Raw genomic sequence first — 14,247 nt, forward strand, 5'->3', positions numbered from 1 at the left:
CATCCCGACCGAAGCCGAGCGTAGCGAGGCGGAGTGGAGGGACCTGTTTTTGCGGAAGCGGCCCGAAAAAAGGTCCCTCGGCTTCGCCGCCCTTCGGGCGGCTCCGCTCGGGATGACGGAGAAATTGATCAAATGCGATAGCCCTGCCCTAGCGGGGGAGAGGAACTTGAGCAGGCGTGCCCGGCGTGCCGGCGAACTCGAGCTCGGCCCGCGTCTCCGGCGGCAGGAGCTGCGCGGCGCTGCCCGGGGCGCGCCATTGCAGCGTGCCGAAGGCGCCGCAGCTCGCGCAGACCGCCCGCCACGCCTCGTGCTGGGTGTTGCAGGCCGTGCAGCGCCAGGCGCAGTCGGCCGGCGCCGCGGCCGCGCGCGCCAGCCAGTCGTGCACCCTGGCGGGCTCGGACGCCGCCCGTTCCTCGAGGTCGGCCATCATGCGGCACACCCGCACCGCGGGTTGGCTGCCGCCGGCGGTCTCGAGCTGGCGCCGCGCCTCGCCCCACAGGCCGGCATCGAGGGAGGCCTGGGCCAGCACGAGCTGGCTCTCGATGTCGTTGGGCTTGAGGCCGGCGAGGCGGCGGGCCACGGCAATGCGCTTCATCGGATCGGTCTCGCCGGAGGCCCGCAGGTAGAGCTGCGCCAGGTCGGGATGCGGCGCCGCCGTCCAGCCGCGCTCCAGCGTCTTGATGGCGCGCTTGGCATCGCCGGCGCCGAGCTGCAGCTCGGCCAGACGGCGCGTCACCGGGATGCGGTCGGGCGCCAGGCGGAAGGCCTCGCGGGCCAGCTCGAGCGCATCGGCGGGATGGCCGTCGCGCTCGGCCTCGCGGCTGCGCTCCAGGAGCAACAGGGCGCGCAGGTTGCGGCCCTTGTCGACCGTCACCGCCTTGCGGCGCACGCCGGTGTCGAGCGTCTCCTGCGCCGTCCGCCACTGGCCGAGCTGGGCCTGCATGTCGAACAGCGTGTGCACGACCCACGGCGTCTGCGGCCGGAGCCGGAAGGCGCGCTCGGCGTAGCCCAGCGCCGTCGTCTGGTCGCCCTCGCGCAGGGCCTGGGCGATCAGGCCGCGCAGGCCGATGAACGCCATCTGGTCGTCCTCGAGCATGGCGGTGTAGGCGCGCTGCGCGCCGTCGCGGTCGCCGGCGAGCTGGGCCGCCTGGGCCGACAGGAGCAGCGTCATCGGCGGCTCGCCCAGCAGCTGCTCGGCGCGGCGGGCGTGGCGTTGCGCCTCCGCCCCGTCGCCGGCGGCGACCGCCGCCAGGCCCTGGGTCAGCTCGCGGTAGCCGCGCTTCTTGCGGCTCTCGCCCCAGCCTTCGAGCAGGGCCACGGGCGCGCCGACGATCCAGCGGTAGAGCATCCAGGCGCCGACGCCCAGCAGCATCAGGATGACGATGCCGATCAGGAGGGCGCCGACGCTGCTGTCGAGGCGCCAGCCCTGCCATTCGGCGGTGACGGTGCCCGGCCGCTCGGCCAGCCACACCGCGCCGACCATCGCCAGCGCCGCCAGGGCGAACCAGATCAGGGTGCGGATCGTGGTCATGGATCAGCGCGTGCCCATCGTGGCCGCCGCCGCGGCGGCGAGCTCCTGCAGCGCCGCCTTGGCGGCGAGATAGGCCTCGGCGCGGGCGAGCCAGGCCGCCGTTGCCTTCCTGGTGGCGTCGGGCAGGCTCTTCACGATCTCCACCGCGCGCGCCACGTCGCCCGTGTGCAGGGCCGTCTCGGCGCGCGCGAGCTTGGCCTCGGTGCTGTCGCCCGGCACGTCGCCGACGCGCCGCAGGGAGACCAGGTTGCGCAGCTTGCCGAGCACCCGCTCGCCCAGCGAATCGTCGGCCAGGTCGTCGGCCAGCGCCGCCTTGGCGACCGCGGGGAAGGACTCTTCCAGCGTCACCTGCGAGGGCACGCCCTTGTCGGCGAAGGGCTGCAGCTTGGCCGCGACCGCCGCGAGCTTGTCGTCGCCCTGCACCAGCGGCCCCAGCAGCGCCAGGTCCTTCGCGAAGGGCTGGCCGGCCTCGGCCGCCGCGTCGAGCCGCGCGGCGATGCCGATCACGGCCGAACCGCGCGCCGAGGCGATCGCCTTCTCGCTGGCGCCCGCGCTCTGCGTCGCCTTGTCGGCCACCGTCCTGGCCTGCTCGCGCTGGCTCGCCACCGCGCGGTCGAGCGACTGCAGCGAATCGCGCAGGGCGGCGATCTCGCGGTTCAGGACCGCGATCTCCTTGTCGGTCTCGGCCTTCACGGCCTCGGCCTTCTGCTCGGTCTGCTCCAGCACCTTCTCGGCAATCGGCGCCGGCTTCTTCTCCAGCGCATCGAGCCGCGACTTGAGCTCGGCCAGCGCCGGATCGGGCCCGGCGGCGGGGGCCGGTGCGGCACCGGCGGCGGCCGTCGCCGACAGCGCGCGCAGGCGCTTCTCGAGATCGTCCAGGCCGCGCCGCGAGCGTGCCGCGGGCGGCCTCGACCTCCGCCTTCGCCGCGGCCTCGGCGGCGGCGCGGATCGCCTGCGGGTCGACCGCCGGAGCCGTCGTCGCGGCTGCAGCGGGCGCCGCCACGGTCGCGGTCGCGGGGCCGCGCCACAACGACCGCGCCGGCTCGGGCCAATAGGGCAGGGTGGCGAGGGCAGCGGCCAGCACGACGGCCGAGGCCACGAGGCCCACGACGAAGGCGCCGGCGACGCCCAGTCCCTTGCGCACGATCACCGGCTCGCGCCCGGTCGCCGGCGGCACCGCGGGCCCGTCGCCGACGGACTCCCGATCATTGGGCTCGGCCACCCGGCCGCGGAGAGGAGGAGGAATCGCTCATGGTCGCAGGTCCTTGTTCGGCGACGTCTGGGCCGGCCGCAGCCAGCAGGTCGATCTCGTCGAGCACCGCCTGGCGGGTCGGCTTGGCGGCCGTGCGCACGGCCTTGAAGGGCAGGCCGCTCGCGGGGGCGAGAGCGGCCGGGCTGATGGCCACGGCGGTGACGCCGTGCAGGCTCGCCGCCAGGCCGGCATCGTCGACCATGGTGGCGAACACCGAGGCCGCACGCGCCGAGAAGAAGGTGACGGCGTCGATCGCGCGGGCCTCGAGCGCGGCTCGTGCCGGCTCCGGCAGCGTCGTCTCCTCGCGCGCATCGTAGAGCACGAAGCGCCGGACCTCGAAGCCCGCCGGCGCCAGCGCCGCGACCAGGTCGAGCGCCACCTCCTGGCCCGACACGTGCAGCAAGGGCCCGGCCGCGGGATCGAACTGCCGGCGCACGAGGGCTGCCAGCGCCTCGCCGTTCGCCCGATGCCGAGGTGACGGATCCGAAGCCCAGCCCTTCGGCTGTGCTCGCGGTCGTGTCGCCCACCGCCACGACCGGTCGGGCCGCGCTGGTCGCTCGCCTCGGCGAGCGCGCGCGCGCCGTTGGCCGACGTCAGCAGCACGGCCTGGCAGGCCGCCAGCGTCCCGGCGAAATCGGCCGGCGGATGGAGGAACTCGAGGCGGAACAGCGGCGCGATGACCGGGACGTGGCCGCGCTCGCTGAGCGCCGTCGCCAGCGCCGTGGCTTCGCGTTCCGGCCGGATGATCAGCACGCGCATGCGCTCTCCGTAGCGGGCGACAGGGGCCGACGCAATGGCCTGCCGTCGCCCTGTCGAGAGGGGTGTTACAGCAGGACGACGCCTTCGAGCGCCAGGAGTTGCCGCTTGGTCGGCAGGCCGCGGCCGCCGGAGAAGCCGCCCTCCTTGCCGCCGCTCGCGAGGACGCGATGGCAGGGCACGATGATGGGGATCGGATTGCGCGCGCAGGCCATGCCGACGGGACGCGGTCCCGAGCCCAGCGCCATCGCGAGGCCGCCGTAGGTCGCGGTCTCGCCCCACGGGATGGCGCTCATCATCGCCCACACGCGGTGCTGGAACGCGGTGCCGCGCGCCGCCAGCGGCAGGTCGAAGCGCCGCAGCCGGCCGGCGAAGTAGCGCTCGAGTTGGCGCATCGCCTCGGCCAGGACGCGGCTCTGCTGCCGCTCGCGGCTGCGCTCGCCGGCGTCCGCCCAGCGCAGGCCGGTCACGGCGGCGTCGTCCGCTTCGACCGCCAGCCGGCCGACCGGGCTGTCGATGTAACAAAGGGACATCATGGGAAGCGTAGCCTTGGCGGGCGTCATTTGCCAACATGAGGGACCATGATCGGGGGAGACGGAAGGGGATTGACCCGGCGGGCGCTGCTCGGCGCCGCTGCGGCCGTGACGACGGTTGCGACGGCGCGCGCGCAAGGCTCGCCGTCGCCGTCGACTCGGCAAACGGAAACACGCCCGTCGTCTTCGTGCACGGCAACGGCGATTCCGGCGCGCTGTGGATCAATAACGTCTGGCGCTTCGAGGCCAACGGCTACAAGCGCGACCAGCTCTTCGCCTTCGACTTCGAGGATCCCAGCGCCCGCCGCGAGGATGCGCGGCCCGAGCCCTTCCGGTCGTCCGCCGAGGACCAGATGAAGGCCCTCGCCGCCACCGTCGACGCGGTTCGCCGTGCGACCGGCCGCGCCCGGGTGGCGCTGGTCGGCTCGTCGCGCGGCGGCAACGCCATCCGCAGCTACCTGAAGAACGGTGGCGGCGCCGCCGCGGTCAGCCACGCCGTGCTGTGCGGCACGCCCAACCGCGGCATCGTCGTCTCCGACACGCTGCTGGTCGGCTCCGAGTTCAACGGCGCCTACGCGTTCCTGAAGGACCTGAATGCCGGCGCCGACGACCTGATCCCGGGTGTGGCGATGATGGCGATCCGCTCCGATCACAACGACAAGTATTCGCAGCCCGACGGGCGCTACATCGGCGCGCCCGGCAAGCCGACGGGGGTCGGCCACGATGCCTCGGAGCTGCGCGGCGCGCGCAACGTCGTGCTCGACGGGCTCGACCATCGCGAGGTGGCGTTCAACAAGCTGGCCTTCGCCGCGATGTACGAGTTCATTGCCGGCGCGCCGCCGGCCAGCATTGTTCATCGCCCAGGAGCCGCTGCCGGTGCTGAACGGCCGCGTCACCGGCCTCGCCGACGGCGTCTACACCAACCGCCCGGTGTCCGGCGCCGAGGTCGAGATCTACGAGGTCGATCCCGCCACCGGCGAGCGCCGCACCAACGCGCCCGCCCATCGCAAGACGACCGGCGAGGACGGCGTCTGGGGGCCCTTCATCGGCCGCTCCGATGCCTTTTACGAGTTCGTGCTGGCGATGGCGGCGCAGCCGATCACCCACACCTACCGCTCGCCCTTCCTGCGCTCGAGCGACCTCGTGCATCTGCGTCCTGCCGTCTTCGGCAAGGGCGACGAGGGCGCCGCCGCGGTGGTCGCCATGAGCCGTCCGCGCGGCTACTTCGGCGTCGGCCGCGACAAGTTCAGCCTCGACGGCAAGCTGCCGCCCGGCATTCCCGAGGGCGTGCCGTCGGTCTCGGTGGCCAGGCTCGCCGTCGATGCCGCACCGCGCCCCATCCTCGCGACGTTCAACAACGAGACGATCCCGATCCGTCCCTGGCCGGTGAAGGACAACCATCTGGCGATTGCCGAGTTCCTGAAATTGAGCGAGCTCCCCGCCGGCGAGATCGCGCGCATCGATGCCGAGCATCTGATCTCGACGCCGCTCGCGCCCGCCGACCTGCTGTTCGTGTTCGGCCAGCGCCGCGGCGTGCCCGAGCTGATCGCCGCCGCCGTCGACCTGTGGCGCCGCGGCCTCTACCCCCATGCCGTCGTGAGCGGCGGCGCGACCCAGGGCGATCCGCGCACCGAATGCAGCGTGATCACCGCCGGCATGGTGGCGGGTGGCGTGCCGGCCGGCCGCATCATCGAGGAGCACCGCGCCACCAACACCGGCGAGAACGTGATCTTCTCCCTGCCGCTGATCGATGCCGCGCTGGGACGCGCGAACGTCCGGCGCGTCATCTGCCTCGGCAAGGTCTGCACGGCGCGGCGCTATCCGATGACGCTGCAGCGGCACTGGCCCGAGGTCGAGAAGATGCTGGTGACGGTCAATCCCTACGGCGTGCCGGTCGAGCGCTGGCACACCGACCCGCTGTTCCGCGCCCGCGTCCTGGCCGAGGACGCCAAGATCGCGCCCTACCGCGCCCGGGGTTTCATCGCCGACTGGCCGTAAGGCTTCGCTCCCTTCCGGCGTCAGAATCGCCGGTTGATCGACACGGTGAGCGCGTGGGTGTTCAGCCCGCCGGTGTAGCTGCCGCTCAGGACGCCGGAGGTCTGGTAGGTTACCCCGGCGGCCATCGGGTCGTTGCTGAAGGGCGAGGAATAGGTCGGATTCCAGAGATCGGTGATGGTGAACGCGTAGCCGAAGTCCACGAACCAGGACGGTGTCAGGAAGTAGGTGGCGCCGACCGCGAAGGTCGCGCCGATCAGCCACTGCTCGCTCGAATAGGTCGCCGGTGCGCCGGTGATGTTGGTGCCGACCGCGCCGTTGATGTCGGCGTAGCCCACCACGTGGCTCAGCTTGACGTCGGTGTGCGTGAGCGACGGCCCGGCGCCGAAGTAGACGTAGCTGCGATCGAACGTGTAGCCGACGTAAGGCACCAGCGCGATCTGATGATCGGCGGTGATCTGGTAGGAGCGGACCACGACGTTGCCGGTGAACGCCGTGATGGGGCCGCCGGGCACCTGGGTGAACGACCCGATCTGGGGCACCGCCACGTAGTGGTCCGTCGCGGTCGCGGCGATGTAGTTGTAGGTGAGCTTGCCGCCGAGCAGCCACCGGCTCTCGTTCAGCCGCTGGAAATAGCCGAGCTGGGCCGACGGCGAGATCGTGGCTGCGGTCGGCGGGCGCGGGTTGGTCGGGCCGCCCGCCGCGCCGTAGGCCGCGAGCGTGCTGCCCTGGAAGACGTTGGAGACGCCCTGCGAGAAGATCGTCTGGTTGGTCGGCACCACGAGGTTGGCGCTGACGCCGGCGCCGGCATAGAAGCCGCTGGCCGGCACGCCCGTTTCCTGGGCCTGAACCAAAGACGGACAGAAACCGGCCATCACCCCGGCGATCACGAGGGCACGGATTGCAGTCGACATGAATTATCCCCCTCGGTGCATTTAGTTGCCCGAGGGGGATGGGGTCAAGGCAGACGGTTCACCAGGAGAAGCGCAGCCCGCCGACGCCGGCGATCGCCTGGCCGCGGTAGGAGAGCTCGGCGCTGCCGTTGATGAACAGCGAGGTCCGGCTGGCGATGTCGTAGCGCGCGCCGAGGTCGACGCGGGCGGCGTTGTAGGCGGCGCGCGCGCCGTCGACGGTGAAGCTGGTGCCGGGCAGCACCTCGAAGCCGGCGGTGACGCTGCGCTCGGGCAGGAACTCGTGCACCCAGGCCGCCCGCACCCAGGCCGAGAGCGGCCGGCCCTGCACGACCGTCTCGGTGTCGAACTGCGCGCCCAGGAACAGCGGCAGCGAGGTCGTCGACTGCGCCTGGTAGGACAGGCCGAACACGCCCGGCGCCCCGGTCGCGGTCACGCTCGATTCGCTGTAGGCGGGCGTCCAGAGCTGCATCGGCTGCAGCGCCACGAACGGCGTCGCGGTCAGGCGCCCGCCGTCGGGCGGCGCCAGCTCGAAGGCGCGGCCGATCTCGAGGCGGCCGCCGAGCTGGTTGGCGATCGCCGACGACTTGGCCGTCTCGGTCGTGCCGATGCCGGCGATCGGCCGCGTCGCGTTGCCGTCGAAGCGGCTGTAGGCCAGCGCCGCGCTGACGTAGAAGCCGGCCCAGTCCTGCTGCCCGTAGAGGCCGGCATGGAAGCCGGTGGCGCGGCCGTTGGCGCCGGTCGCGCCCACCCAGTAGCTGGAATCGCTCAGGCCCAGCGCCAGGCCGACCAGGGTCTGCGGTCCGACGCGGACGTCGATGCCGACGGCGCCGCCGCCGATCGACTGCTGCGCCGCCGGGCTGCCGACGCCGCCGTCGGCGTTCAGCCATTGCGCGCCGCCGAACGCGGTGCCCCAGGCGCTCCAGTTGGCCGCCGCCGTATCGCAGGTCGCGGGGCCGCAGGCATCGGCCGGAACCGCCGCGGCCGCCGCCTGCGCGGTCTGCGCCTGCGCAGTCTGCGCCGCAGCGCCGCCGCCGCGCTGGCTGGCGGCGCGGGCCGCCAGAAGGCCGGCGAACTGGCCGCCGGCGGCCAGCGAGGCGGCCTGGCCGACGCTGGCGTTGCTGCCCGACAGCACGGTCAGCGCCTGCCCGATCTCCGGCGCCGAGAGGCCGTAGAGGCCCGACACGGCGTTGAGGCCGGAGCCGCTGTTGAAAGCGCCGTCGAGGGCGCGCGCCACCGATCCCTGGTTGTTGCTCAACCCCGGCAGCGAGGCCATCGCCGACTGCAGGCTGAGGGTGACGGTGTTGGTGCCGTAGCCCAGGCTGGCCGACAGGAAGGCGGGCAGGTTGACGGTCGACAGCGCACCGAAGGTGCCGGTCAGCCCGCCCGTCGCGGTGAGCAGCGTGTAGCTCGAGCGGCTGTAGGTGCCGGGCTGGAACACCGCCTGTGCCGTGCCGGCCAGTCGCGCCACGCCGTTGACCAGCAGCTGGTCCGACACGCCGTTCGGCGCCACGCGCAGCGACAGGATGCCGGCCGAGGTCTGGGCGAAGGTGCCGCTAACCTGGTGGGTGACGCCGGCGCCGGCGGCGCCGATTCCCATCCAGCCGCTGTTCTCGAACCGCACGAGGGGCCCGGCATTGACCAGCACCTGGCCGTCGATGGTGCCGTAGTTGACCACGATCGAGCCGCTCGCCGTCGAATCGGCCAGCACGGCGAGGCCGCCCGGCGCGGCGGTGACGGTGCCGTAGTTCAGCAGCGAGCTGAACGAGCCGCTGAGCTGCACCGCCGAGCTGCCGGCGCCGGTGACGCCGACCGTGCCGTTGTTGGTGACCGTGCCGTAGGTGTTGATGTTGATGCCGACACTGGCCGGACCGCTCATCGCGACCGTGCCGTTGTTCACGATGTCGTCGCCCTCGATGCCGGACAGCGCCACCGCACCGGCCGCGGCGCTCGTCAGCGACGCGTTGTTGGTGATCGGGTTGTAGATGCCCGGCACCGTCGTGGTGAAAGCGTAGGTCACGCCGTTCAGCGTGTAGACGCCGATCGCGGTGCTGCCATAGATCGAGTTGGCCGAGGTCGTGCTGGCGCCGGGCACGCTGAGCTCGGTCCAGGTCGCATTGCCGTTCTGGTCGATATGCACCACCCAGGCGTGGGTGCCGGTGGCATCCACCGAATCGGCCACGAGATTGTACGTGTTGGCGCGGCCGCCGCCGGTGATGCCCTCGAAATGCGTGACGACCGTGCCGGTCCCCGGCGCGTCGTAGTCGGTGTAGAGGCCGGTCGTCTGGTTCAGGATGTAGGCGCGCGACAGGCCGGGTCCGAGGCTTGAACCGCCGGCGATGCGGTCGCCGTAGACGCCGTAGGCGGTGGTGCTGGTATAGGGGCCCGGGCGGTTGATGTTGGTCATCGTGCCGGCCGCGATGTCGTAGAGGAAGGCGTTGCCTACCGCCTTGTTTCCGGTGTCCCAGTTGCCGACGAGCTGGTTGCCGAAGTTCGAATGGCCGATCGTGTTGAACGCGGTGCCGTTGTTGGCGATCAGCGTCGTGAGCTGCTGGCCGGGCGCGTTGGCGCCGTCATAGAGATAGCCGACGTCGCCGAAGGTCGGTGACGGATAGGTCGGCGACTTGTAGCTGCCGGTGACCCGCAGGATGCCGGTGGCCGAGCCGAAGCTCGGCCCGTAGGGCGTGTTCGTGGTGGCGCCCGTCAGGTTTGCCCCCGACGACGTCGCGGTCGGGTATGGCGCTGCCACGAGAGAGGGCAGGGTATAGAGCTGCCCGCCGGTATCGCCGCCGGAGCCGAGCGTATAGTCGCCGGTCATGTTGCGGTCGCGGATGCCGGTGACCGTCGTCACCACGCTGCCCGGATTGCCGAAGGTGATGAAATTGAGCGATTGCCCGAAGGCCGCCGTCGATACCGAACAAAGAAGCGATGCCGTGAGCCCCGCCGCAAACTTCAACCGCCTCTTGCCATTGGTCATGTCGGTTTGCCGCTCCCGAATTGTGATCGTCGATTGCATGTACGCGCTGCCGGCTCCGACCGCACTAAAGGCCGAACACCCGGGCGCCTTGAAACGGTGGAAGGATGAGGATCGTCACCAGACGACGCGCAATCCTACCATACCGGCGAGGCTCTGGCCGCGATTTGACAGTTCGACGTTGCCGCTGGCGAACAGGGAGGTCTGGCTGCCCACCGCATGCTTGACGCCGAAGTCGAAACGGGCGGCGTCGCTGGCGGCGCGGGCGCCGTCGACGGTGAAGGTGCTGCCCGGCAGCACGGCGAAGCCCGCGCTGACGCTGCGGCTGGTGAGGAACTCGTGCACCCAGGAGGCCCGAACCCACCCCGTCAGCGGCCGCGACTTCACCTCGGTCGTGAAATCGGCCTGCACCCCCAGGAACGTCGGCAGCGAGCCCGTCGACTGCGCCTGGTAGTTCAGGCCGAACGCGCCGGACGAGCCGGTCGCCGTCACGCTCGATTCGGCGATGGGCGGCGTCCACAGCACGGACGGCTGCACCGCGGCGAACGGCGTCAGCCCGAGCGTGCCGTCCTCGAACCGGGCGACGTCGAACGGCCGGCCGACCTCGACGCGGCCGCCGAGCAGGTTGGAGGTCGCGTAGGACCTTTCGGTCTCCGTCGTGCCGATCCCGACGATCGGACGGACCGCGCTGCCGTCGAAGCGACTGTAGGCGAGCGCCGCGTTGACGTAGAAGCTCCGCCAGTCGTGCTGGCCGTAGAGACCGGCATGGATGCCGGTGGCGCGGCCATTGGCGCCGGTGGCGCCGACCCAGTAGTTCGAGCTGCTGAAGCCGACCGCGGCGCCGATCAGCGTCTGCGGTCCGGCGCGATAGTCGCCGCCGAAGGCGCCGCCGCCGATGTTCTGCTGGGCGGCATTGCTGCCCGTCGCCGGATCGGCATTGAGCCACTGGGCGCCGCCGAAGGCCGTCCCCCAGGCGCTGAAGTTGCGCGGCTCGTCGGCCGTGTCGCACGCCTGGGCGCGATCGTCGGTGCAGGCGGCGAGCGCGAGGCCGCGTTCCTCGGCCCGTCGCGTCGCCGGGCGGTTCGCCAGCAAGGCCGAGAACTGTCCGCCGGCGGTGATGGCCATCGACTGGCCGACGCTGCCATTGTCGCCGGCCAGCAGCTCCAGCGATGCCGGGAGCTGGCCGTTGGAGAGCCCGAACAGTGCGGGCATGGCGCCGAGCCCGGGCCCGGCGTTGAACGCCGTGTCGAGCGCGCGCGCCACGGCGAGCTGGTTGCCGGCGAGGCCGGCCGTCGCGGTCATGGTCGACTGCAGGGCCAGGGTCACGTCAGTGGCACCGTAGCCCAGGCTCGCGCTGAGGAAGCCGGGCAGGCCGGTCGCCGTCAGGTTCTGGAAGCTGCCGTTGATGCCGCCGGCCGCCGACAGGATGGTGTAGCTGCGCGTGAGGGAGCCCGGCGCGAACAGGGCCTGGGTCGTGCCGGAGAGCGTGGCGGTGCCCGTGACGGTGGTGAGGTCGGCCGTCGTGCCGGCGACCTCGACCTGGTAGATGCTGCCCGGCAGGAAGGTGAGATTGCCGTTGACCGTGATCGTGCCGATCGAGTTGCCGGGCGCCAGCGTTCCCGCCACGACGGTCGATGGCACGAAGCCGGTGCCGCCCAGGATTCCACCCGACCCGACCATCATGCCGCTCGACCGGCTGATGTCGCCGTTCACGGCCAGCCGCCCGCCCACCACGTCGGTTTGCCCGGTATAGGTCGCCGTGCCGTCGATGGTCAGCGTCCCGTAGCCGTACTTCACCAGGTTGCGGCTCGCGCGCGCGCCGTCGGTCAGGAACGAGGCGTCGGGCACCGAATCGTTGTCGGCCAGGCCGAAGCGGAGCTCGAGGGCGGTCGGGAAGTAGGCCGTCACGTCGTACAGCAGCCATGCGCCGCGCCCGAACAGGCTCACCGCCAGGACGTCGGCATGTTCGTTGTAGCTCATCTGGTTGACGATGGTGTTCGGCAGGCCGTCCCCGAAGGCGCGCCAGTTGGTCAGCATCCCGGCGGCGTCGCTGTCGGCCGCGGCGATCGGGCTCTTGGCGTTGGCGACGTTGTTCAACCCGCCGACCAGAAGCGCCTCGACGCCGTTGCTCGAAATGAACTCGACGCTGGTCGGCCGGATGATGTCGAGCGGCGTCAGGTTGGGCGTGAGGTCGGTGAAGGGAGTCGCGCCGGCGTCGACGGTGCCCCACAGCCGGGTTGAATCGGCGGCGAAGAAGCGCTGGAAGGCGCGGGCATCGAAAACCACCGAGGTCGGGGCGTCGCCCGTGTACTGCGTCAGCTGCACGAGCGAGCCTGCCGTCGCCGTGCTGCTGAGATAGAGGCCGTTGGTCGATCCCGCCAGCACGGCGTCGTCGTTGTCCCTGGTGCCGAAGGCCAGCGCCCCGACCGCGCCGATCTGCGATCCCGGCGTGCCGAGGTTGAGGAGGGTGAGTTCCTCGGCCGCTCCGTTCGCGTCGACCGTCGTGTAGACGTAGTTGGTGCCGATCGCGATCCTCTGCGGGTCGATGCGATTGAGGGCGAGCCGGCTCGAGAACGGCAGGGACCTGACCGGCACCCGCCGGGGAACGGCGGTGAAGTCGTCGCCTTCCAGTCCGACCAGGTCCGACGTGCCTTCGCGCGTGTTGAAGGTCGTTTGGTTGATCACCGTGCCGTTGGCGTCCACCAGCAGCCGGGTCAGCGGCGACAGGTTCTGCGAGGTCACGTAGATGACGCTTCGGCCCTGCTCGCGGAGCGTCGTGTCGTTCACCACGGCATTGACCCCGTCGCCGCCGCCGCCGACCGCCCGGTAGCTCGAGTTGCCGGGCGCGCTCTGATAGGCCGAGCCGGTGTCCTGGGCCGACATGACCAGTCGCCGGCTGATCGAATCGTAGGCCACCGCATAGGGCTCGCGCAGCGCCAGCGACGGGTTGTTGAGCCCGCGCCAGACGCCGGTGCCGCCGGGATTGGTGCGGAAGTAGAGGCCGCCGTCGCCGCCCTGGATCAGCCGCCCCAGCACGTCGAAGGCCAGCGCTCGCGCGTCGGCGTGAGTCGTCGACCCGTCGCTGGCGCCGCCGTCGGTCAGGGATTCGGCGACCGAGGTGCCGTCGGCCTGGCGCACGATCCGGAAGGCCGTGACGGTGTACGGAGGATCGGCGATCCGGTCGCCGGCGACGTAGACGATGTCGGGGTTGTTGGGATCGACGGCGATGGCGAAGTCGGTCGACGCCTGCCGGCCGGCGTTGATGTCGGGAACGGCGAGCTGTGTCCACGTCGCGCCGCCGTCGCGCGAGTGCTGGATCGCGACGAGCTGGCCGCTGGTCGGACTGCCGCTCGAACTGTCGTAGACGCCGACCGCGATCGCGCCGTTCGGGCCGGTCGCCACCCGGGCGATGCGGTTGGCGCCGAGCGCCAGGACCTGGTTCCAGTCGGAGCCGCCGTTGCTGCTCTTGTAGATTCCGGTCGAGCTGACGGCCGCAAAGAACACGTCGCGATTGGCGTTGTCGCTCGCCAGCGACGATACCGGCCCGCTCGCCAGGCCGCGCGTGCCGCTCACCAGGTCGAAGGAGCTTCCGCCATTGACGCTGCGGTAGAGCCCGCCCGCGGCTGCCGTGTCGTGCGGCTCGGCGGCGGCGGCGAGCAGCGTCGAGCCGCGGGCGGCGACGCCCACGATGCTCTTGTTGGCGAGCGTCGCCCCGCCCAGCTCGCTCCACGACGAGCCGCCGTTGGTGGTGTAGAGCACGCCGATGCGCTGGCCGCCGCGCCCTTCGACATTGCCGCTGCCCACCAGGCCGTTCGAGGTGATGCCGACGCCGGCGATCAGCGTGTTGCGGCTCGCGTCGGTCGGGTCGAAGGCAAGGCTCGCGATCGACAGCGAGCTCTGCTTGTCGCTGAGCGGCGTCCAGCTCGCGCCGCCATTGTGCGTCACCCAGACGCCGCCATTGGTGCCGCCGACGTACATCGTGTTGGGATCGGTCGGATGGGGCAGCACCGCCTGGATCGCCGCGCCGACCGTGCCGTTGGGAGGTGCGTCATTGCTCTGGATGGCCTGGGAGCTTCCTATGCTCAGGCCGGGTCCCTGGCCGACGAAGGTCTGCGCCGTCGCGGAGGCTGCGCCCAGCAGGGAGCCGAGCACGGCGGCATGGGCGAGCAGGCGCAGGCGTGCGAGCCCGGGCGTTGCCGCCCGGAGGAAGCCGATCGCCCGCCATGCCCTCGCTGTCCGCGTCCGCCGCGCCAACCCGTCGTCGACGGGGACGCACCGAGGGCACCCGCCCTCTC

Annotated in this window: 8 protein-coding genes and 1 pseudogene; 2 read left to right on the plus strand and 7 right to left on the minus strand. The window is 71.7% G+C overall.

Features of this window, described 5'->3' with window-relative positions; genetic code table 11:
• Positions 1 to 148 precede the first annotated feature (148 nt).
• The 4 genes from ACO073_RS04850 to ACO073_RS04865 all read right to left on the minus strand — a co-directional run bounded on the left by ACO073_RS04850 (position 149) and on the right by ACO073_RS04865 (position 4,075).
• Positions 149 to 1,531 (minus strand): heme biosynthesis protein HemY, encoded by a 1,383-nt coding sequence (locus ACO073_RS04850; protein ID WP_421995831.1) that lies wholly within the window; start codon positions 1,529 to 1,531, stop codon positions 149 to 151.
• A 3-nt stretch (positions 1,532 to 1,534) separates the two neighbouring features.
• Positions 1,535 to 2,257 carry a COG4223 family protein gene (locus ACO073_RS04855; RefSeq protein WP_421995833.1) on the minus strand — a complete coding sequence of 241 codons (723 nt, stop codon included), beginning with the start codon at positions 2,255 to 2,257 and terminating at the stop codon, positions 1,535 to 1,537.
• 479 nt (positions 2,258 to 2,736) lie between these two features.
• The gene (locus ACO073_RS04860) at positions 2,737 to 3,711 is read right to left on the minus strand and encodes a uroporphyrinogen-III synthase (RefSeq protein WP_421997395.1); all 975 of its coding nucleotides are present in this window, start codon (positions 3,709 to 3,711) and stop codon (positions 2,737 to 2,739) included.
• On the minus strand, positions 3,608 to 4,075 hold the full coding sequence (locus ACO073_RS04865; RefSeq protein ID WP_421995835.1) for a methylated-DNA--[protein]-cysteine S-methyltransferase: 468 nt from the start codon (positions 4,073 to 4,075) through the stop codon (positions 3,608 to 3,610). The genes ACO073_RS04860 and ACO073_RS04865 overlap by 104 nt, the downstream gene beginning before the upstream one ends.
• Positions 4,076 to 4,110: 35 nt before the next feature.
• Between ACO073_RS04865 and ACO073_RS04870 the strand changes: the two are divergent.
• Positions 4,111 to 4,488: pseudogene (locus ACO073_RS04870) on the plus strand (esterase/lipase family protein); the annotation flags it as partial.
• A gap of 460 nt (positions 4,489 to 4,948) precedes the next feature.
• Positions 4,949 to 6,070: an ElyC/SanA/YdcF family protein gene (locus ACO073_RS04875; protein ID WP_421995837.1), complete on the plus strand. Its 1,122-nt coding sequence runs from the start codon at positions 4,949 to 4,951 to the stop codon at positions 6,068 to 6,070.
• Positions 6,071 to 6,090: 20 nt separating this feature from the next.
• Here the strand turns inward: ACO073_RS04875 and ACO073_RS04880 are convergent, their stop codons facing one another.
• From ACO073_RS04880 to ACO073_RS04890, 3 genes are all read right to left on the minus strand, one after another.
• Positions 6,091 to 6,981: an outer membrane protein gene (locus tag ACO073_RS04880; protein WP_421995839.1), complete on the minus strand. Its 891-nt coding sequence runs from the start codon at positions 6,979 to 6,981 to the stop codon at positions 6,091 to 6,093.
• Positions 6,982 to 7,039: 58 nt separating this feature from the next.
• Entirely contained in the window at positions 7,040 to 9,955 is a 2,916-nt protein-coding gene (locus tag ACO073_RS04885; protein WP_421995841.1) for an autotransporter outer membrane beta-barrel domain-containing protein, read from the minus strand.
• A gap of 114 nt (positions 9,956 to 10,069) precedes the next feature.
• A complete protein-coding gene (locus ACO073_RS04890) occupies positions 10,070 to 14,206 on the minus strand; it encodes an autotransporter domain-containing protein (RefSeq protein WP_421995843.1) in 4,137 nt (1,378 codons plus the stop codon).
• Positions 14,207 to 14,247 lie beyond the last annotated feature (41 nt).

The organism is Reyranella sp., from assembly GCF_965229815.1.
In the GTDB taxonomy this organism is placed as follows: domain Bacteria; phylum Pseudomonadota; class Alphaproteobacteria; order Reyranellales; family Reyranellaceae; genus Reyranella.

What these genes read in the sequence shown, in the direction of transcription:
- ACO073_RS04850 (WP_421995831.1), bottom strand. Translation starts at nt 1,531, where the DNA reads ATGACCACGATCCGCACCCTGATCTGGTTCGCCCTGGCGGCGCTGGCG.
- ACO073_RS04865 (WP_421995835.1), bottom strand. Translation starts at nt 4,075, where the DNA reads ATGATGTCCCTTTGTTACATCGACAGCCCGGTCGGCCGGCTGGCGGTC.
- ACO073_RS04880 (WP_421995839.1), bottom strand. Translation starts at nt 6,981, where the DNA reads ATGTCGACTGCAATCCGTGCCCTCGTGATCGCCGGGGTGATGGCCGGT.
- ACO073_RS04885 (WP_421995841.1), bottom strand. Translation starts at nt 9,955, where the DNA reads ATGACCAATGGCAAGAGGCGGTTGAAGTTTGCGGCGGGGCTCACGGCA.